Raw genomic sequence first — 20,479 nt, 5'->3', positions numbered from 1 at the left:
GTGGTGATGCATTCACCGCCTGAACCTACCGGGCCATTTTTGACATAAACGCAGTCAGTAACTCGGATCGACCCAACGTCGCCAGCTATAAACACAAAAAAGCGCCTCCCCACTCCGCAAGGAGTGAGAAGGCGCTCGTGCGCTGTTACGTATTAATAGCCGCGAGAGCTAATAGCTGCGCAGTGTCATTGTAGTGCAGTGCCTAAGTCAGCTTAAACGGCCTTAGATAGCCTTTGCACCGGTGAGGTCCAGGTCGACTGGCAGGTTGTCACCCGCACCGTCCTCGGCCAGCAGGCCACCCTGGTTGTTGCCGCCGGTCTGGGCACCCTGCTCCTGGCCGCCAGTCTGGAGGCCACCCTGGTTCTTACCACCGGTCTGCAGGCCCTGCTCCTGGCCGCCAGTCTGAAGGCCGTTCTGGTTCTTACCGCCAGTCTGGAGACCCTGCTCCTGGCCACCGTTCTGCAGACCCTGGTCGCCACCGACGTTTTGCAGGCTCTGGTCCTGGCCACCGGTCTGGAAACCGGACTGACGCTCACCAATCTGGCCCTTGTCGTTAACCTGGTCGCCGCCGACCTTGTCGCCCTTGTCCAGCTTGTCGCCGCCAATCTGGTCTCCGCCGTTCAGCTGATCGCCGCCAGCGTTCTGGAGACCCTGGTTGCCGCCAACGTTCTGCAGAGCGTTGTCCTGATCGCCACCGACGTTCTGCAGACCCAGGTTGCCGCCCTCAGTCAGAGAGTGGAAGTTCGGGAACAGTGAGTCGACCTGAACCAGTGGGCCCTCCGGGAAGTTCACGTTGAACTCAGGTACCGGCAGCGGAGCCGGTGCTGGCAAGGAGGAAATCAGTTCGCAGATATTGCACAGGTTATCCATGATGATCCTTTAGAAAAATGAAGTGTAGATAAATGGTGTGGCGCGATGCCCAGAGCTGAAGGTAAAGGGCTTCTCGCCTTCTCCTTTGCGGCCACTGCCGTGCTCACACGAAAACCGTACCGGTGATGAAAAACGGTCACAATATAGAAATTCGACCCACTTCAGCCAGGAAATTGGAAACAGAATAACGGCAAAATTTAACCTGCACTTATGCCCAAACGTCGCATGTCACGGGTCACATTGCTAGCCGTTTGGTCACCCCAAACCAGGCTCGCCTTTTCCAGCAGAAAAGCCTCGGCACCTAATGAACTGCTCCCCATTAGTTGGACTGAGAAATCAGTTACCGACTAGTGGGGAGTAGTTGTCATTGAGAGCACGAAGTTCGCTAAGTGAATATCAGCGCGAGCAGTTGGTTGAACTATTTGAGCAAGGCATGGGTTATACAGCCGCTGCCAATGCCCTTGGTGTCTCCAAGTATGCCGCCCGTATGCTCTGTCGTCGGTTTAAGCTGCATGCAGGCTATGTCTTGTGGAGAAACCGACTAAGCAGCAGTACTCGTTCGAGATCAAGAAGGAAGTTGTCCAACGCCACCTTGCTGGCGAGACAGCGATGGATCTTGCACGTGAATTTGGCCTGTCATCACAGCAGCTGGTCCGCGGGTGGTCGTGGAAATGGCGCAAAGACGGCGATGACGCGTTGAAACCGAAGCCGAAGGGCAGACCCAAAGGATCGGTCACGCCGAAGCCGCTGTCGGAGGAAGACAAGCTGCGTGGCGAAAACGAACGGTTGCGGGCCGAAAATGCCTATCTAAAAAAATTGCGGGACTTGAGGAATCAGGGACGCGCCTGAAAGTCCAGGCGATTGTCATCCTCAAGTCGCACCACCGCTTGGAGTACCTCCTAGAGGCAGCAGGTATGCCACGGTCGACGTTCTTCTACCACCAGAAACGACTCAGTAAGCCAGATAAGCACGCCGAGCTCAAGCAAGCGATTCGGGAAAGCTTCGAGCGTAACAAGCATCGCTACGGCTACCGACGAGTACTACTTGACCTGCGTAACCAGGGGTGGGTGGTCAACCACAAACTCGTCTACAAACTCATGTGCGAGATGGGGCTGCGAGCCAAGATCCGCCAACGTAGACCTTATGTTTCCTACACCGGGACGATCAGCCACATTGCCGACAACAAGCTTGACCGCAAATTCACCCCGGATCAGCCAAATACCGTCTTTGTCAGCGACGTCACCGAGTTCAGGGTTGCAGGCCGCAAGGTCTACCTGTCACCGGTGATGGACTTGTTCGACCGCTCAATCGTTGCCCACACTGTGGCTACATCGCCGTCGACAGCGTTGACCACCGATTCTTTGCCCAAGGTGATCGCGGCGTGGGCACCTGAACCCGGGTGGATGATGCACACCGATCAAGGTTTCCAGTACCAGCATGCCTCGTGGCGTGACCTGATCGGCGACAACGGCGGTGTTCAGTCGATGTCGCGTAAAGCCAACTGTTACGACAACGCGGTCATGGAGAACTTCTTCGGCCACGTGAAAACCGAGATGTACCACGGAGAAGTCTTCGACACGGTCGCAGAGTTCAACCAAGTAATCGACGAATACATCCAGTGGTACAACACCGAACGCGTCCAACAACGACTCAAGGGCCTGACCCCGATGCAATATCGAAATCAGACCCTTGAAGCCCTAACCGCCTAGAGTTAAACCAGTCCAACTTTCGGGGACCAGTTCACCTCGGATCCCCGCGGGGCTTTTTCTGCCCCTCACCCTTTCACTTTTGCTTTAGGTAAGGGTAAGTTAACTCCCACTATGACCTCGAACCCAGTTACCCTGAACACTCCGACGAACACTTCCGCCTACCGCGCGGCCTTTTCTGACCACCTACTCTTGGCCGCCCCTTCTGAACCGCACCATCGAATCATCCGCGCCACTGTTTATGACGTCAGCGCCCCGGCAGAAAACCTGCAGAGGATTGTCATCCGCTCCCCCGAGCTAGTCGGCTTTCAGCTTTCCGGCCCGGACGAATTCTTTGGCCTCTTTATGCCGGCTAAGCCCGGCGAGAATCTCCATTTACCCCTCCACGGAGGTGGCGCCAATATCCGCGCAAGCGTTACAGCCATGCCGGAGACCCAACGCCCAAATTTACGTTGGTACACCGTACGCTCACTCGATCCCGAGTGCGGACAGATAACTTTCGACGTGGCGACACATGGCGTCAAAAATCCAAAGGATGAGCACGTCGGACCAGGGCTCGCCTGGGCTCTTGCAACTCGTGTTGGCGACCAGGTAGGCATCTGGACATGCCAGGGCCTCTGGCACCGCGCGCAAAGTTCACAAACACTTATCGCAGACCCATCTGCCGTACCTTCCGTTCGCGCCATTTTGGATTACGCGGATGCGTTTGCCCCGGAACAGTTGCGCGACATACACCTCGTAGTGGTCGCCGAGAACCATGGTGACCTCGAGCCATCCCTCGTCGCCGACTGGGAGAGCAAGCTGGGCAGCCTAGAAGTGCTGTTTAGCGCTACAACGGACTTCAGCACGGCAGTGATGTCCCACCTACAGCAACTGGACCGTGCCGAACACCCCGCAACACAGTCGAAGTACGTCTGGGTCGCGGGTGAAGGACAGCTCTGCAAGGAAGTACGGCGCCACGCAATTCACACCTGGGGCCTCAATAGCGAATCCGTGCAGTGGTGCCCCTATTGGTTCCTAGGCAGGGCACGGCCTTAATTAGCCACAATCCCTCGCGGCACAATAATCGGAGCCATACCGCGGGGATCTTCCCACACCTCGGCATTCAGGCCATATGCCTCGCGCAACACATCCACCGTCAGAGCCTCCTTTGGAGAACCCTCGGCGATCTTTTCCCCTTCCTTCATGACGATCATCTCGTCGCTAAAAGCTCCCGCCAGGCCAAGATCATGAAGTACGGTAATCACCGTCTTGCCCTCTTGAGCGAGCTCCCGCACGATACTTAGAATCTCTATCGCATGTGCCGGATCTAGGTAGGTAGTCGGTTCGTCCAACAGCACAATTGGCGTATCCTGCGCCAACACCATCGCCATCCAGACCCGCTGCCGCTGGCCGCCAGAAAGCTCCGCCACGTCGCGGGCAACAAGATGGTCAACCTTCGTCTTCTTCAGCGCCTCGCGCACTTTTTCTTTATCTTCTGACGCCGTCGCTCCCCCACCCCAGAGCGATCGACGATAAGGGTGCCGTCCGCGCTCCACAAGTTCTCCAACGGTCAATCCCGCCGGACACAGCGGGTGTTGTGGCAAAAGCGCAATTAGTTGGGCGGCTTCGCGCGACCGCAAACTATGCACGTCCTTTTTCTCTACAAGAACCCGTCCTTCGGCGGGAGCAAGCAGCCGAGAAAGCGTCTTGAGCAACGTCGACTTGCCACAACCATTGGGGCCTAAGAGCGTGGTGACCTTCCCGGGCTCTGCAGTGAAAGACACGTCCTTAACAATGCTTGGGCCGTCGTTGTAGCCCACGGTGACGTGATCAACTTGAACGTTCATTGAACCATTCCTTTCAGAGTTCCGCGACGGGCCGCCAACCACACAAGCAACACCAACGCGGGGCCACCGATGATGGCGGTAACCAAACCCACAGGGGATGTAAATGGCAGTGCGCCCGCCACGACGGCGCACGCAGCTAATAGAGCAGCGCCTGCAAAAGTAGAGCACAACGGATGGGGCGTGGGCGTTCCGGCCACCAGCTTGGCCAGCTGAGGAGCCAATAGTGCCACGAATCCAATTGGGCCGACAAAGGAAACCACCACCGCGACAATGCCCGTTGCGGCAATGAGCAAAATAGCGCGCACCCTCGTGACATTTACCCCAAGTGTGGACGCGGTGGCGTCATCATGAGAAAGAAGAGGGACATCGCGCGTAACACAAAGGCCTAAAACTACGAAGGGCAACAGGCCCAACACCATAGGAAACAAAGCTTCCATACGCACAAAGCCGGTAGACCCAGCGAGCCAAGTTTGGGCATCCGTGGCACGAGTTAAGTCAGCCCGGAGCAGGAGATACTGCACTAAAGACTGCGTGAGGAAAGACAGTGCCAGGCCGATGACCACTACGCGCTGCGACGTCCCGAAGCCACCGAGTAGAACGAGCAAACCAACGATCACTAGTGCGCCAAGCAAAGCGAGTGCAGCACGCCACCAGAACGTCGGCACCCCCTCACTCCATGCAGGGCGGGTAACTACGGTGCCCGCCACAACCAAAACCGCCGCGCCGCCGGATACACCGAGAATGTCCGGGCTGGCCAGCGGATTGCGGGCCATGGTCTGAGTCCACGCACCTGCCAGCCCTAGAGCCGCGCCGACCAGAACGGTAGCGATTGCTACAGGCAGGCGGAGATCCCACACCACGTTGATTGCTTGCTGTGTGCCCCCACCGGTGAGAACCTCGATGACTTCCATCGGGCTGAGCTTCACCGCTCCTTGCCCCAGGATTAAGCAGTAACAAAGAGCCGCTATGAGGGCGAACCCTGCCGAAGCCGCCAGGACGCGTCTGCTTCGTGAACGCTTAATACTACGGATAGACGTCATATCGCTCATATCGTCAGCTCCGAGTCATTCGAGGTCGGTGAACTCTTCTTACGTCGCACCGCCAGAATCATCACTGGGGCACCGACAATAGCTAAGACAATGGACATTTCCAGCTCGTTAGGCTGCAGGACGAAGCGGCCCACAATATCGGCTAGCAACACAGCCGCGCCACCAACAATGCCGGTCGGCAGCAAGAGGCGAGTCAGGGACGGGCCGGTAAACGGGCGTAGTAGGTGTGGCACGGCGAAGCCCACGAATGTCACAAGCCCCACAGTGGCTGTCGCCGAGCCGGCGAGGATGATCACCGCTGCGGCAGCCAACAAGCGGGTTCTCGTGGGCGAGCTGCCAAGGGAACGGGCGGAGTCCTCTCCCATCGCAAGTAGATCCAGCGGGCGTGCTGCAAGCGCACCACATAGAGCACCTAGTGCTAGACCTAAAGCAGCTAAGGCCACGTCTTCCATACCCCGCCCAGCTGTAGAGCCAACGGTCCAGCGGCGGAGCCCTTCCAGGGTGTCGGAAGAATAGAGGCTCAGCATATTCGTGGCCGCTTGCAGGGCGAAGGTAACTCCCACGCCCACGAGTACCAGAGTTAGCGGGTTACGCGATACGCGGGAAATCAACAGCACGATTGAGGCAGCGACGGCCGCCCCGACGAGCCCTACAAGTGTCCGCTCCCCGACCGTCGTTGCCCAGCCCAAGGTCAGTGCCGCAGCGACTGCGAAACTTGCTCCAGCGTTCACGCCGATAATGCCGGGATCTGCCAGGGGGTTGCGGGTCCAGCTCTGAGCAATGGCACCCGCCATAGCCAGGGCTGCGCCTGTGATCACAGCCAAGAGGGTGCGCGGAACGCGCAAGTCCCAAATGATGCCGGATTGCGTAGATGGGTGCGGACCATGCATGAGGATGCTGGTCACTTCGCCAATGGAAAGATCTTTGGAACCCAAGTACAGGGAGGCAAGCAGCAGCAAAGCCAAGCCAACGAGTGCGGCCGAAGTAAGCAAACGCCGGGAAAACACCAAAGAATGTCGAGTTCTTGAAACGGACACTTTCAATTAAATTGCGTCAGAGAACTTGTCGACTGCCCAGGGGATGGTCAATGGGTTCGGCATACTCATTGCATTGCCCACGTTTTCGTCCATCCAGCGGACCTTGCCTTCGCGAACAACGTCCAGCTTGCTGAATGTTGGATCCTTCTTCAAGGTATCGGCGGCACCCTGGTAATCAAGGATGAAGAGGTAATCGACGTTGTTGAGGTCGCTGTAGTTCTCAGGTGCGATGTCGCGGTAGAACTCGCCCCCGTTACCTTCGAGCTCCTTCGGGATCTCGAAGCCCAGACTCTTGATAAACTGCCCGCGACCGTCACCGGAGGTGTACAGGCCGATCTTTCCCTGATAAGGCATGACGATAGCCGCACGCTTGCCTTTGAGCTCAGGGTGCTGCTGTTGGAAATCATCGAAGGCCTTCTGCGTTTCTTCGACGAGTTTGTCGCCTTCTTCTTGCTTGTCTACAGCGCCGGCGATCTGGTTGACCTGATCCCGCCAGGGGATCTGCCAGTCCGTGGCACCGTCTGGCTTAACGGTGGTTGGGGCGATGTCATTAAGCGCCTTCTTCGCCTGCGCGTCTACGGCAGAGTTCACCGCAATGATCTTGTCCGGATTAGCGGCGGAGATCTTCTCCAGGATTTCAGCAGTGAATCCGTTGGCAGTACCGTAAACCACTTCAGGCTTGTTGTCGCCGAGCTTTTCGGTAGCCCATGGGCCGACGCCAGACGCATCAACATCTCCCTCAGCACCCCAGGGCGCTACGAGGACTGGTTGGATGCCTAGAGCGAGCAAGGTATCGCTGTCTCCCAGGCCAACTGCGGCGATGCGCTCATCCCCGGTGCCCTCATTTTTTGACGCCGCCGCGTCGTCGCCTCGGGAGCAACCAGACAGAACAAGAGTGGATGCTGCCAAGACAGCGGCGGTCTTCAGCGCCGCTCGACGGGTCAGCGAATTGTTTCGAAACATGTGAAAGCCTAACGTGTAAGGAACTCTTTGAGACGCTGTAAAGTACCCGTAGCCCCAAGAGACTGATGGCCTCTTTCGGCTACGGCCAACACAGTAATCGGGTCTATATTACACAGGTAAGGCTAACCACACAACAGGCTGCCCTAAGTTAGTCCGCTTCCCGCTCGGCCGCTACCGACTCCATCGCCGCCCTGGCCACCGTCGCCACGCTGGCCACCCGACGCCACTCTGGCCACCCTAGCCACTCTGGCCACTGTCACCGCCCTGGCCACCCTAGCCACCCTGGCTCTCAGTGCCGAGATGCTCGCGCTATTGCAACTCGTGGCACCAACTGTCGGAAAAGTTGCACTTCGAAGGTCGAAATGTCGCTAGAACGGGAATCTGTCAGCACAGGCGCGCCTCCGAATTTTGCGACAATTCCCTGACCTGCAGTTTTGCGGAGCTGCAAATCAGTGTCTTTAACGCATTCCCGGTCTAGCGACATTCACCCCTGCTAGCGCCCCAAAAACGGCGCCGTCGGCCACGCATTCCCGGTCTAGCGACATCTGCACATCCTCACGCCGCCAAATAGGGCGCCGGCGCCTCCCGTGACGCAATCCCCCCCCCAGCACTGCGCTCGCACAATCTCACATTCCGCTGGCGCTGCAGCCAAGCGGAAAGCGTGGGCGTCAATAAGAAAAAATAGGCCCCCTACCGCAACAAATGTGAACTGCTCCCCATTAGTTGGACTGAGAAATCAGTTACCGACTAGTGGGGAGTAGTTGCCATTGAGAGCACGAAGTTCGCTAAGTGCCGAGGCTTAACTTTTTGCGCTTTTAAGTACTGCGCTCAACTACTGGTCAGCGACCAACAACTCCGCAATCTGGATGGTATTCAGAGCAGCGCCCTTACGCAGATTGTCGCCAGAGACAACCAGCACCAGGCCACGCCCCTCCGGAACCGACTGATCGACACGGATACGACCCACCAGGGACTCATCCACACCAGCGGCGGCAAGCGGATTCGGAACGTCGACGACCTTCACGCCCGGCGCGGACTCCAGCAGTTCGGTTGCCTTCTCTACGGACAGAGCATTCTCAAACTCAGCGTGAATCACCAGCGTGTGGCCAGTGAACACCGGAACGCGCACACAAGTACCAGCAACAGCCAGCTCAGGGATAGACAGAATCTTGCGGGACTCATTGCGGAGCTTCTGCTCCTCATCAGTCTCCAGTGAACCGTCATCAACAAAGTTTCCAGCCACCGGCAGCGCGTTGAAAGCAATCGGGGCGACATACGGACCAAAGTCCTCCGCAACCAGAGCCGAACCATCAGTGGTCAGCTTCTCCAGGTTGTCGACGTTCTCGCGCACCTGGCCAGCCAGAGTATTCACACCAGCAAGGCCCGAACCCGAGACCGCCTGATAGGAGGACACACGCAGACGCTGCAACCCGGCCTCGTCGTGAAGCGGCTTGAGAACCGGCATCGCGGCCATGGTGGTGCAATTCGGATTCGCGACAATGCCCTTCGGGATGTCCTGCAAAGCATCCGGGTTGACCTCGGAGACCACCAACGGGACCTCCGGATCCTTACGCCACGCCGACGAGTTATCAACAACAACAGCGCCAGCAGCCGCAAAACGCGGAGCCTGCTCCTTCGACAGCGTGCCGCCAGCGGAGAACACCGCGACATCAATGCCCTTCAGATCCTCGTCAGAAGTAGCCGCGACATCCTCGACAACAATCTTCTCGCCGCGGAACTCCAACTCCTTGCCCGCACTACGAGCAGAAGCGAAAAAACGAACCTTATCGGCCGGGAAATTACGCTCCGCCAGAAGAGTGCGCATCACACGACCAACCTGGCCAGTGGCACCAACAACAGCAATCGTGGTCATGAAAACTCCTTAACGTCCCGTACCAGCGTAAACAACAGCCTCAGTGTCTCCACCGAGATTGAAAGCGTCGTGCAGGGCCTTCACAGACTTGTCGACATCCTGGTCATTAACCAGCACCGAGATACGAATCTCAGAAGTGGAAATCAGATCGATATTCACACCCTCATCAGCGAGCGCCTCACAGAACGTCGCAGTCACACCCGGGTGGGACTTCATGCCAGCACCGACCAAGGAGACCTTGCCCACGTGATCGTCGTAAAGCACGTCCTTCCAGTCGTTGTCAGCCTGCAGCTTCTTCAGCAACGCCATCGCCTTCGGAGCATCCTCGCGCGGGCACGTGAAAGTAATGTCAGTGCGGTTATCCGCGACGGTGGAGACGTTCTGCAGCACCATATCGATGTTGATCTCCGCATCCGCAACAGCACGGAACATCTTCGCCGCCTGGCCCGGATCATCCGGAATGCCCAGCACGGTCACCTTCGCCTCGGAGCGGTCATGCGCCACACCGGTCAACACTGCTTCTTCCATAGGAATATCCTCCATCGATCCATCAACAAGGGTGCCAAGTTCATTGCTATACGACGAACGCACACGCAACGGGACATTAAACGCACGGGCGTATTCGACACTTCGCAGCTGCAAAATCTTCGCGCCAACCGCGGCCATCTCCAACATCTCCTCGAAGGAAATGTTGTCCAAACGCTGGGCATCCGGCACAATGCGCGGATCCGCGGTGTACACGCCGTCCACGTCGGAGTAAATCTCGCAGACGTCCGCCTCTAGGGCTGCCGCGAGGGCAACCGCAGTGGTATCCGAGCCACCACGGCCCAGCGTAGTGACGTCCTTGGTCTCGCGGTTTACACCCTGGAAACCGGCCACTAGGCAGATATGGCCCTCATCGAGAGCCTCACGGACACGGCCCGGAGTGACCTCGACAATGCGGGCGTTACCGTGGCGCTCCGTGGTAATCACGCCAGCCTGTGAACCGGTGAAAGACCGAGCCGAGGCGCCGAGGCTTGCAATCGCCATAGCGACCAGTGCATTAGAAATACGCTCACCGGCGGTCAGGAGCATATCCATCTCGCGTCCCGGCGGGACCGGGTTGACCTGCTCAGCGAGGTCCAGAAGCTCATCGGTGGTGTCGCCCATTGCCGAGCAGACAACCACGACGTCATTGCCCTGCTTTTTGGTTTCCACAATTCGTTCTGCAACACGACGAATGCGTTCGGCGCTCTCCAGGGATGAACCACCGTACTTCTGCACAACCAGTGCCATGGTCGGCAACCTCCAAAAACTAGGCAACTATATGCAAGTAACTATTATTGACTCAATTTACTTGAGTTGCATTCGTAATTACATAGTGGGTTACCAAAACGTAGCTTGTGGGGGTTGCGTGGAGGGTTTGGATCGGGTTGCGTAGGGGTTGCGGGGTTATTGGGCATGGGTTGGGTGCGGATCGGACGCTGCTGCGGGCTGCAAATGTGAAACTGACTAAGTTTATGACAAAAATATGCCCTGAAACTTGTCAAAACTGACATAAACCTAGTCAGTAACTCTCGGTACTGTGCCAAGAACTCCGGGCTCAGCCAGCTCCACTCCGGGCTCAGTCAGCTTCTTGGCCGAACCAGCTAATTCCCGAGGCGCTGCGGGCACCAAGCACTGCCCCGCCCAACCCCTGCGAAGTGGACATGACAAGTGTTGCGTGCCTAGCATCTCCTACGTGAACAATGACCTTCTCGCAGCGATACTGGCACTGCTGTCCGCACTCAGCATCGCGTGGGGAACCGTCATCCGCCACAACCTCTCCGGAACACTGGAAGAGGGCACCAGCACACTTCGCGGAGTGGCGAAGACCCTGAAGCTGCCGCGCTGGTGGCTGGGCTCGGGCCTGGCGATTGCCGGGTATGTATTTCAGGTCACGGCGTTGGCATTCGGCACGTTGCTCCTGGTGCAGCCGTTGCTGGTCATGAAGCTGATGCTCACGCTCCCGCTGGCAGCGAAGGTCAACGGTCGGCGGATTTCGCGGTCAGAGATGATCTGGTCCGTGGCGCTTACTTTTGCGGTGGCGACGCTGGTGTTGCTCGGCAAGCCGACTGCCGGCTCCACCGATATCCCCACCTACCTGTGGGGATGGGCTCTCGCCGTCGGTGGCGTGGTCACCTGCGGGCTTTACGCCGCTGCAGTTCAGTGGCCCAACACCGGCACCGGCGCCGGCGGCGGCTCAGACACCAAACAGCGCGGAGTGCTGCGCCAGAACCCGAAGGCCCTACTGCTCGGCACGGCAACCGGCTGGCTGTACGGCTTCGTCGCGTTGCTGTCTAAGTCGGTGGTCGATACCTATGTCAACGACGGACTCGTCCAGCTCCTGCTCTCCTGGGAACTCTGGCTGCTGGTGGCACTGGCGGTTATTGGCGTCGGCCTGCAGCAGGCGGCTTTTAACGCGGGACCGTTGCAGGCTTCGCTACCAGCTATGACCGTCGTGGAGCCGATTGTTGCCTTCAGCTTGGGATACATCGTTCTTGGTGAACGCTTCCAGGCAGTTGGTGTGCAGTGGGTGGCGCTGTTTATCGCACTGGTGACCATGATTTCTGCCACTATTGCCCTGGCGGCTCGGCCGGCAGAGGCGACCTCCACAAGCGCCACAAGCGCCCCAAGCACCGAAAACACCGCAGACACCGCGACCACCGACGCCCCAAGCATCGCAAACACCGCAGACACCGACACCACAAGCACCGCAAACACCACCACAGATTCCACCGATGCCACAGCACGGTGAGTAGAGTTCAGCTCTCCCGGGTTGCATGACCTAAATTGGTATGTGCACTTATTAAGTCGTTAGCGATTTGTCGGCCTGGCTATCCCTGCCCGGGAACTGTCCCTGGTGAGAAAGACCCGTGGCCGCTATGCACAAGGTCACCAAAGGTAGGACTCGATGGGGCGTCATTCCCATTCCAAGCGGGCAACTTCCAAGCGGGCATCTAAACCGACATCTAAGCGGAAGTCCGAACGCGCAAACGATACTAACGCCAGCGCCGCATCCAAAACCCAAGCAAAGCCCCAAAAAGGCAAGAAGCTCAACTCGAACACCATCATCGCCCTGCTGTTGATCATTGGTGGTTTGGGAGTGCTGCTGTACCCGGTTGTCGCAACGCAGTGGAACAACTTCCTGCAGGCCCGCGCCGCAGATGAATACTCCAAGCTGGAGAAATCCGCTCCTCCTGAGGTCTTGGACACCGCCTGGAATGAGGCCCACGAGTACAACGCCAGCCTCGGCGAGGTCAATCCCGGCGACGCCTGGACCACCTCCGATGACGAGTCTTCCCCGGAGTACCAGCGCTACCGCCACTACCTCGACGTGCTTGGCGAGACCGACGCGCTCGGCCGCATCGTCATCCCGTCCATCAACTCTGACCTGCCCATTTTCCACGGCACGTCGGAAAAGTCGCTCTCGCGCGGTGTCGGTCACCTCTACGGCACCGACTTCCCGGTCGGCGGAGTGGGCGAGGGTGAAGGTCGTCACGCGTCGCTGTCGGCGCATACGGGTCTGCAAAATGCGACGCTGTGGGACAACCTCGACAAGGTCAAGAAGGGCGACGCGTTCTACATCGCAGTCGCGGGTCACAAGTTGAAGTATGAGGTCCACGACGTAGCCGTCGTAAAGCCGGATGAAACCGATGCTTTACGACGCGTCCCCGGAGAAGACCTGATCACCCTGATTACGTGCACGCCTTACGGCATTAACACGCACCGACTGCTGGTGACGGGGCATCAGGTGCCGATGGATCCTGACGAGGAGTCCGTGTTCGACGGCAGCGGTTCGCAGTGGCAGTGGTGGATGTGGGCCATCCTGGCAGCAGCGGCGGTGATCATTGCGCTGCTGATTTGGTGGCTGCGGAAGCTCTCGCGCGACGGCAAGGGCGAGCCGGAAGCCGAGCGCGAGAGCGACGAGACAGAGAATGACGAGGCGGAGGATTAGGCCCCCTTACGAAGTCGCCATCACCTTCGTCTCCTCGATTGCGTTCTTGATCTCGTTGATTCCCTTTTCAAAGATGCGCTGAAGGCCCAGCGCCAGAATCAGCGACGGGATGATGAACAGCGCCAACATGAACATCAGCTTCCAGTAGTCTGCCTCATAGATACCGGCGATGGAGCTGCGGAACATATCGATCGCGTAGGTACCCGGCAGCCAAGGGCTAATGTTCTGGACCCACTGTGGCACCAGCGGCAGCGGATACGCGCCACCTGCGGCCGAGACCTGCATCACCAGCAACAGCACGCAGATGGCCTTGCCGGCGTTGTCGAAGGTGAAGACGAACGAGAAGACGATCATCATAAACACCAGCGAAATCACCCAGCCGGCCAGCAGCATCAGGAATCGGTGCGCGGGCTCGATGCCCACGTACACCTGGAGTCCCAACACCATCAGTGTGGACTGAACCAGGCCCACGCTGGCGAAGGTGGCGAACCGGCCGAAGTACTTCTCGACGCGGGTGTAGTCATCGGCCTGCGCAGCGTTGATTTGTGCGTCACTGGTCGGCTCGTCGATTTCATCGCTGGCTGCATCGCCCTGCGCATCATCGACTGCATCGCTGACCACATTCTCGGCCTCATCATCGCCGACCTTCTGACCGCCGCGGCTACGGACCGTGGTGCGGATCAGCACCGACGACAGCAGCGCACCGATCCACAGCGCGAGGGTCGCATAGAACGGCGCCATACCCGCACCGAAGCTCTGGACTGGGAAGACGGGGTCTTCCTCGACCTGCACCGGCGCGGCCAACTGCGCTGCCAGGGCACTTGGGTCATCACCGACGGCCTCAGCAATTCGCGAGAGGTCCCCGGTGTCCTTCGCCTCTTCCAGCGCGTTGTGAATCTCGTCGAAGCGAGCGGCCAGATCATCAAAACGGTTGCTCAGACCCATCGTGGCGGCGCTGGTCTTACGCAGCGTGTCCACCGGCGAGCCGGAAATCGTACCGCGGATGCCGCGAATGTCCTCGCCAATGACCTCGATGTCGTTGCTCAGACGCGACACCGGCTCCGACAGTGCGTCGATCTGCGGGCGCAGGTTCTGCTCGTAGGAGTTTTTGGCATTTTCCACAGCGGCAATCGCAGCCGTGAAAGCGTCCTTCGCCTGGCTTATCGACGATCCCGTATCCCGGCCACCGCGCAAATCCGCCGCCACGGCGGAGAAACTCTCCTGCAGCCCACGGGTGCGAGCAATCGAGGTGTTCAGATCGGAAATCGCGCGGTCGTAGCCCGGCTTAGCGACACCCGGAACCACTGCCCCCACGGTGTCTTCCAGGCGGTCGCGCATCGCAGTCAGACCGTCGGCCTGCTGGCCGAATTTGGCCGCCATCGCATCGAAGGTATCCGCGGTCGCGCCGCTGGTGGCCTGGGTGCCGTCGACAAGCTCGTTGACGCGGTCGCGCACGCCTTCGTAGCTCGACTGCGTTGCGTCGAGCGCCGTGCTAACCGAGTCGCGAACATTGCCGACCGCGGCTTCCAGATCGCCTGCGACGTTGCCGTCACCCGAACCATTGCGCAGAATGTCCATCCGCGCACCAGCGTTTTCCAAAATGGAATCCGCGGTCTCCACCAGCGGCACGGTGGTCTCCACCAGCGTGGACAGCGAACGAGCAGTCTGCGCACCGGAGCGCAGCCGCGCGGCGGTGTCATCAACGCGGTTTTGCACGCGCGTCAGTGCCTGCTTGGAGTCGGAGGTGTTTAGATACTCATCCAGCGAGGTGATCACGCCCAGCCCAACACTGGCGACGACCTGCGTGAAGTTCTTGTCAATCTCCTGAATAACGCCACTCGCGCCCTTACTCGTAATGATTGACGAAAGCGCGTTCTTCTTCTCATTCGTATAGAGCGTCAGCTTAGGCGCCTTGGTGCCTCGGACGTAGAAGGTCATCAGTTCGGTACTGAAGTTCTCCGGAAGCACGATTGCCGCGTAGTAGTCACCGGACTTAGTGCCGTCGATGGCGTCCTCAGAATCCGTAATCTGCCAGTCGATGTCGTGATTACGGCTCAGCTTCGACAGCACCTCATTGCCCAAGTTCACGTCAATCGCACCGATATCCGTGCGATGACCACGGTCATTACTGGCGACCGCAATCTTCAGCTTTTCGGTGTTCTCAAACGGCTCCCAGCTGGCCAGCACGTTAAAGCAGGTGAACAGCAGCGGAATCAGCACCAGACCGAAAACCATGATGCCGGTCATCGTGTTCTGGCGGATTACCCGAAAGTCATTCCGCACAATTTCAAGAACGTTTCTCATTAGGCTTCACCTTCTGAGGAAGTCTTCACGCTTGCCGACGACACCTTCGCCTGTGGCTCAACCGAATCACCAGCATTTTCCAGCGAGTACGCATGCGGATGGGAAGTTTGGTGCTCCATGTAGGCGCGCAGCTCCTCCTCCGACAGCTCGCTGAGCTCCTGGGCGTGAATCACAGACTGCTTGACGTACTCGCGCACCGCGATGTAGGCGAGGCAGAGCAGCACAAACAGGCAAGCCAGACCGAAGAACAGGGCCTTCTGATCCGGGTAGTTACGGGCCAAAATACCCAGCACCACCAGGGCGGCCAACGAGACACCAACGGCAATGCGCATGAACAGCGCGTAGCTGCCACGCAGATTCTCCATCCGCTCGTCGACTCGCGATTGGTACTCCTCGCGGTTACGCAGCGCAAAGACGAGGTCACTGAGCTTGTATCCGCTACCGACCAGGTGGACTTCTTCGTTGTTGACCAGTCCGCCCTCTTCAAGCTGGTGGTTAACCAAGACATTGACCGAGGACAGGCTGCGGCGCAGCCAGTAACCGACCACGTAGGCGACCACTGCCATGGCCATCAAGGTGAGCATGTTCTTCAGGTAGTAATTGGAGTAAAAACCACCAATGGTCTCGCGGAGAGCATCAATGCCGTAGGTCAACGGCAAGAACGGATTCAGCGCCTGGAAGAAGTCCGGGGTCATCTCAATTGGATAGAGACCGGCGGCGCCAGGAATCTGAATAAACGCGAGCACTACGGCAATACCACGTCCCACGTGGCCAAACGCCGACACCAAACTGTAAATAATGGCGAGATAACACAACTCCACCACGACACAGGTGAGGACGAACGCAACCGCGCTGACATGCTGCACACCAATGACGATGTCACCGATAGAGACAATCAGCGCCTGGAAAGTAGCGATGATGCCCAGCAGCAATGTGCGGCCCATGTACGCCTGGCCCACCGTGATTTCCTTGAAACCTTCCGCGTCGACTTCCACGCGGAAAATCACAATCAGAATGAACGCACCAATCCACAACGACAGGTTGGTAAACAGCGCCGCCATACCCGAGCCGTAGTGATCCACCGGGAACACGGCCTCGGTCTTAACCTCAGCCGGATCGCTCAGGAACTGCGAGATACCCTCAGGATCGAGGTCGTTGACCATGTTCATGGCTTCGCGCTCTTCGGTGGTGCCCAGGGTAAGAACATCGAGACGCGCAGTTTCCAAGCCATCGCGCACACCATCAAGGTCGGCCTTGAAGCTCTCGAGGACCTGATCCGCAGCAGAAAGCTGCCCACTCGTAGCGTCGAGAAGCGCGGACGTTTCCTTGACGGTGTCCTTTTGCGCGCCAAGCGCCGCCGCGTACGAACCCACGCGCGCGTTGAGCTGATTAAGCGCCTTGCTCAACTGCGGGAGTGAGTCCTGGGACGCCTGACGAATCTGATCCGAGGCGGCCTTGCCGTCCTTAGTGGCCTGCGCCAATGCCTCGCTGGTGGCGTTGAGGGAGTCGAGAGTTCCCTGCGCCGAGCCGGAGACGTTCTTCAGACCCTCCACCAGCTCTTTATTGGTGGCGTTGCTCTCGTCGAGCGCATCGATTGTGCGCTGGATTGCCTGTTTATCCGGGCCGTTGAGCGGGCTGGCATCCAACAGGGAATTCAGGCCGCCAATGACCTGATCCGCCTGCTTGACGATGTCCTCCGCCGCAGCCGTCGCGGAATCCGAACGGGAAATTGCGCCCTGCAGATTGCCAGTCATCGCGCCGATCGCGGCGTTGGCGTTACCGGTGCCCTCTACCAGGGCGGTACTGCCCTGCAGGTAGGCGTCGTTGAGATCCGCGGAGAAATTCAGGACCTCGTTGTTGAGCTCACCAGTAATCGCCTGCACCTGCGTCAACGCATCCTGGGCGTCATCGAGGGCCGTGTCCACGCTGCCGAGAGTCTTCTTGATCTGCGCAATCGTCGGCTGCAGATCGCCAATCTGCTCCTGGATAGCACCGACTTCATCGCGGCTATTGGCAACCGCATCGGCGACATCCTGGAAAGCGTCAGCGGAATTGAGACGAGCCGCATCGAACCGCCCCTGCAGCAGGCCGCCAGCTTCCTTAACCTCCTCGGTGACCGCCTTCGCAATCTCCTTATTAAAGGAAGCGGAAATCTGACCATCAATACCGGACGCGCCCTGCGCCGTGATGTGCGGCGAGATCGCGTTGATCTTCTGGTTAGCGCGGTATTTCAGCTTTGCTGGATGCCCCTGCCCTTGAATCAGGTCAACCATTTCCTGCGAGAAATTCGGCGGAATGGTGATTTCGGCATAGACCTTGCCGCGCTTTAGGTCTCGGTCTGCCTTCTCGGCATCGGGGAACTGCCAGCCCAGTTCATGATTTTGTTTTAGTTGTTTGACCACCTGGTTACCGATATTGAGGCTTCCGGTAACCGAGGAACTCGCGCCCTTGTCCTCATTCACAATTGCCACACCGATGTTCTCGGTGTGCTCGTACGGATCCCAGAAGCCCGGGATGTTGAACCAGGAGTACAAGGCAGGGGTGATCATCACGCCGATGATGATTACCCACACTCTTGGGCTATTGCGGAGACGGCGCAAGTCTCGCTTAAGAATAGACCAGCTAGTTTGCACCTTAAGGACGCTATCATCTTTAATCCACTAAATACATTGGTACTAGTTTTAGAACTATCGATGGGCGGGGCCGTCGGCAACGCCTTTCACTGCACGGAGCCCCACCGCACAGCCCCTAACGACGCAGAACTCTTACGGCACAGAAACCCGCGCATATTTCCCCCACTAAAACCCCCGAATGATGAAAATCATATAAACAAAGGGGTAAGGTACATCACATGCAACGCGGACTACTGCTTCTATGCCGCGGCGGGGCTTGGGTTTAAGGCCGGCTCCCCGTCGCGGGGTTAGTTGTGCCGGCCTACAAGAAAAGTCCGAATTAGAAAGGCCCACAACATGTCTCCTTCCGACGCTTTTATTTCCGCTCCTTCTGTAATCTCCACTCCTGCTGGCGAGATTCCGGAAGGACAGCCTGCTTGGAATAAGCAGCGCAACTCCCAGATGGCAACCAACCGCTACCTGCCTTACGACCAGGAAGTTCAGGACTTCCAGCTGAAGGACCGCACCTGGCCGGACAAGCGCATTACTAAGGCACCGGTTTGGTGTGCCGTCGACCTGCGCGACGGCAACCAGGCACTGATTGATCCGATGAGCCCGGAGCGCAAGCGCCGCATGTTCGAGCTGCTGGTCCAGATGGGATACAAGGAAATTGAGGTCGGATTCCCGTCCGCTTCCCAGACTGACTACAACTTCGTGCGCGAGATCATTGAGAAGAACATGATCCCGGACGACGTCACCATCCAGGTTCTGGTTCAGGCTCGCGAGCACCTGATTCGCCGCACCTTCGAGGCATGTGCCGGCGCTAAGAACGTCATCGTTCACTTCTACAACTCCACCTCGATCCTGCAGCGCGATGTTGTGTTCCGTAAGGACAAGGACGCAATCAAGAAGATTGCCACCGACGCCGCAGAGCTGATTAAGACCATCGCGAAGGACTACCCGGACACCAACTGGCGTTGGGAGTACTCGCCGGAGTCCTACACCGGCACCGAGGTTGAGTACGCCAAGGAAGTTGTCGACGCCGTGGTTGATGTCATCGACCCGACGCCGGAGAACCCAATCATCATCAACCTGCCGTCGACCGTGGAGATGATCACTCCGAACGTCTACGCAGACTCCATCGAGTGGATGCACCGCAACCTCAACCGCCGCGACTCCATCATCCTGTCGCTGCACCCGCACAACGACCGCGGTACCGGCATCGCCACCGCCGAGCTGGGCTACATGGCCGGCGCCGACCGCATCGAGGGCTGCCTCTTCGGCAACGGCGAGCGCACCGGTAACGTCTGCCTGGTCACCCTGGGCCTGAACATGCTGACCCAGGGAGTCGACCCGCAAATCGACTTTTCCGACATCGATATGATCCGCCGCACCGTCGAGTACTGCAACCAGCTGCGCGTTCCGGAGCGCCACCCGTACGGCGGCGACCTGGTCTTCACCGCTTTCTCCGGTTCCCACCAGGACGCCGTGAACAAGGGCCTCGACGCAATGGCAGACAAGGTCCGCCCGGGCGCTGCCGTCAAGGAGCTTTCCGACGAGGACCTGCGCGCGGTGACCTGGGAAGTTCCTTACCTGCCTATCGACCCGAAGGACGTCGGTCGTTCTTACGAGGCCGTTATTCGCGTGAACTCCCAGTCCGGCAAGGGCGGCGTGGCCTACATCATGAAGACGGACCACGGCATGAACCTGCCGCGCTCCATGCAGGTCGAGTTCTCGTCCGTTGTGCAGGCAGTCACCGATGCCGAGGGCGGCGAGGTCAACTCCAAGGCGATTTGGGACATCTTCGCAGGTGAGTACCTGGACCGCGAGGTTCCGCTCGAGCAGATTGCCCTGACTGTCGATGCCCCTCAGAACGAGTCGGACGCCACCAAGATCAAGGCTCACATCGTCTACGAGGGCAAGGAGCAGACCGTCGAGGGTGTCGGCAACGGCCCGCTGGCCGCTTACGCCAACGCCCTGGAGAAGCTCGGCATCAACGTCGAGGTTCAGGAATACGTCCAGCACGCTCGCACCGCAGGTGACGACGCCGAGGCTGCGGCCTACGTCCTCGCAGATGTCAACGGCACCAAGGTCTGGGGCTCCGGCATCGCTGGTTCCATCACCTACGCATCGCTGAAGGCAGTCACCAGCGCGGTCAACCGCGCACTGGCTTAAATTCCACATAGTTACTGACTAGGTTTATGACACTTTCGTGGCAAAATTTGTGCGGTAGGGTCAGGCGGTCATTGCATCATGGATA

General features: G+C 58.5%; 13 protein-coding genes and 1 pseudogene. 5 read left to right on the top strand and 9 right to left on the bottom strand.

Going from position 1 to position 20,479, the window contains the following annotated elements; genetic code table 11:
* Window positions 1-222 precede the first annotated feature (222 nt).
* Window positions 223-870 carry a hypothetical protein gene (locus tag HMPREF2920_RS03790; RefSeq protein WP_049171148.1) on the bottom strand — a complete coding sequence of 216 codons (648 nt, stop codon included), beginning with the start codon at window positions 868-870 and terminating at the stop codon, window positions 223-225.
* A gap of 519 nt (window positions 871-1,389) precedes the next feature.
* Between HMPREF2920_RS03790 and HMPREF2920_RS10600 the strand changes: the two are divergent.
* Together HMPREF2920_RS10600 and HMPREF2920_RS03775 are read left to right on the top strand one after the other, a co-directional pair.
* A pseudogene (locus HMPREF2920_RS10600) lies at window positions 1,390-2,579 on the top strand (IS3 family transposase); the annotation flags it as partial.
* A 111-nt stretch (window positions 2,580-2,690) separates the two neighbouring features.
* On the top strand, window positions 2,691-3,614 hold the full coding sequence (locus tag HMPREF2920_RS03775) for a siderophore-interacting protein (RefSeq protein ID WP_016421889.1): 924 nt from the start codon (window positions 2,691-2,693) through the stop codon (window positions 3,612-3,614).
* Here the strand turns inward: HMPREF2920_RS03775 and HMPREF2920_RS03770 are convergent.
* The 6 genes from HMPREF2920_RS03770 to HMPREF2920_RS03745 all read right to left on the bottom strand — a co-directional run bounded on the left by HMPREF2920_RS03770 (window position 3,611) and on the right by HMPREF2920_RS03745 (window position 10,602).
* Window positions 3,611-4,405, bottom strand: coding sequence for an ABC transporter ATP-binding protein (locus tag HMPREF2920_RS03770; RefSeq protein ID WP_016421888.1), 795 nt, complete (start codon window positions 4,403-4,405; stop codon window positions 3,611-3,613). The genes HMPREF2920_RS03775 and HMPREF2920_RS03770 overlap by 4 nt on opposite strands.
* A complete protein-coding gene (locus HMPREF2920_RS03765) occupies window positions 4,402-5,454 on the bottom strand; it encodes a FecCD family ABC transporter permease (protein ID WP_016421887.1) in 1,053 nt (350 codons plus the stop codon). The genes HMPREF2920_RS03770 and HMPREF2920_RS03765 overlap by 4 nt, the downstream gene beginning before the upstream one ends.
* A complete protein-coding gene (locus tag HMPREF2920_RS03760) occupies window positions 5,451-6,446 on the bottom strand; it encodes a FecCD family ABC transporter permease (RefSeq protein ID WP_167389319.1) in 996 nt (331 codons plus the stop codon). Before HMPREF2920_RS03760 ends, HMPREF2920_RS03765 begins: the two co-directional genes overlap by 4 nt.
* A 51-nt stretch (window positions 6,447-6,497) precedes the next feature.
* Entirely contained in the window at window positions 6,498-7,454 is a 957-nt protein-coding gene (locus HMPREF2920_RS03755; RefSeq protein WP_049171163.1) for an iron-siderophore ABC transporter substrate-binding protein, read from the bottom strand.
* 832 nt (window positions 7,455-8,286) lie between these two features.
* Entirely contained in the window at window positions 8,287-9,327 is a 1,041-nt protein-coding gene (locus HMPREF2920_RS03750; RefSeq protein WP_016421884.1) for an aspartate-semialdehyde dehydrogenase, read from the bottom strand.
* A 9-nt stretch (window positions 9,328-9,336) separates the two neighbouring features.
* A complete protein-coding gene (locus HMPREF2920_RS03745; protein ID WP_016421883.1) occupies window positions 9,337-10,602 on the bottom strand; it encodes an aspartate kinase in 1,266 nt (421 codons plus the stop codon).
* Window positions 10,603-11,047: 445 nt separating this feature from the next.
* Here HMPREF2920_RS03745 and HMPREF2920_RS03740 point away from each other — a divergent pair, with 445 nt between their 5' ends.
* Both HMPREF2920_RS03740 and HMPREF2920_RS03735 read left to right on the top strand, forming a co-directional pair.
* Window positions 11,048-12,103, top strand: a complete 1,056-nt coding sequence (locus HMPREF2920_RS03740) for a DMT family transporter (protein ID WP_231367167.1) — start codon at window positions 11,048-11,050, stop codon at window positions 12,101-12,103.
* 156 nt (window positions 12,104-12,259) lie between these two features.
* Window positions 12,260-13,303, top strand: a complete 1,044-nt coding sequence (locus HMPREF2920_RS03735; protein WP_016421881.1) for a class C sortase — start codon at window positions 12,260-12,262, stop codon at window positions 13,301-13,303.
* A 6-nt stretch (window positions 13,304-13,309) separates the two neighbouring features.
* Here the strand turns inward: HMPREF2920_RS03735 and HMPREF2920_RS03730 are convergent, their stop codons facing one another.
* Both HMPREF2920_RS03730 and HMPREF2920_RS03725 read right to left on the bottom strand, forming a co-directional pair.
* Window positions 13,310-15,607, bottom strand: a complete 2,298-nt coding sequence (locus HMPREF2920_RS03730; RefSeq protein WP_070549760.1) for a YhgE/Pip domain-containing protein — start codon at window positions 15,605-15,607, stop codon at window positions 13,310-13,312.
* Window positions 15,607-18,240: a YhgE/Pip domain-containing protein gene (locus HMPREF2920_RS03725; RefSeq protein WP_070854024.1), complete on the bottom strand. Its 2,634-nt coding sequence runs from the start codon at window positions 18,238-18,240 to the stop codon at window positions 15,607-15,609. Before HMPREF2920_RS03725 ends, HMPREF2920_RS03730 begins: the two co-directional genes overlap by 1 nt.
* 336 nt (window positions 18,241-18,576) lie before the next feature.
* On the opposite strand from HMPREF2920_RS03725, the gene leuA reads away from it, so the two are divergent.
* Window positions 18,577-20,394, top strand: a complete 1,818-nt coding sequence (gene leuA, locus HMPREF2920_RS03720; protein ID WP_070559704.1) for a 2-isopropylmalate synthase — start codon at window positions 18,577-18,579, stop codon at window positions 20,392-20,394.
* Window positions 20,395-20,479: the final 85 nt, after the last annotated feature.

This window comes from Corynebacterium sp. HMSC075F02 (assembly GCF_001838335.1).
Classification (GTDB): Bacteria; Actinomycetota; Actinomycetes; order Mycobacteriales; family Mycobacteriaceae; genus Corynebacterium; species Corynebacterium jeikeium_D.
This window is presented reverse-complemented; position numbering and strand designations above follow the sequence as displayed.

Excerpts from the sequence above, each read along its gene's own strand:
- HMPREF2920_RS03790 (WP_049171148.1), bottom strand. The coding sequence starts at position 870 with ATGGATAACCTGTGCAATATCTGCGAACTGATTTCCTCCTTGCCAGCA.
- HMPREF2920_RS03775 (WP_016421889.1), top strand. The coding sequence starts at position 2,691 with ATGACCTCGAACCCAGTTACCCTGAACACTCCGACGAACACTTCCGCC.
- HMPREF2920_RS03770 (WP_016421888.1), bottom strand. The coding sequence starts at position 4,405 with ATGAACGTTCAAGTTGATCACGTCACCGTGGGCTACAACGACGGCCCA.
- HMPREF2920_RS03765 (WP_016421887.1), bottom strand. The coding sequence starts at position 5,454 with ATGAGCGATATGACGTCTATCCGTAGTATTAAGCGTTCACGAAGCAGA.
- HMPREF2920_RS03755 (WP_049171163.1), bottom strand. The coding sequence starts at position 7,454 with ATGTTTCGAAACAATTCGCTGACCCGTCGAGCGGCGCTGAAGACCGCC.
- HMPREF2920_RS03750 (WP_016421884.1), bottom strand. The coding sequence starts at position 9,327 with ATGACCACGATTGCTGTTGTTGGTGCCACTGGCCAGGTTGGTCGTGTG.
- HMPREF2920_RS03745 (WP_016421883.1), bottom strand. The coding sequence starts at position 10,602 with ATGGCACTGGTTGTGCAGAAGTACGGTGGTTCATCCCTGGAGAGCGCC.
- HMPREF2920_RS03735 (WP_016421881.1), top strand. The coding sequence starts at position 12,260 with ATGGGGCGTCATTCCCATTCCAAGCGGGCAACTTCCAAGCGGGCATCT.
- HMPREF2920_RS03730 (WP_070549760.1), bottom strand. The coding sequence starts at position 15,607 with ATGAGAAACGTTCTTGAAATTGTGCGGAATGACTTTCGGGTAATCCGC.
- leuA (WP_070559704.1), top strand. The coding sequence starts at position 18,577 with ATGTCTCCTTCCGACGCTTTTATTTCCGCTCCTTCTGTAATCTCCACT.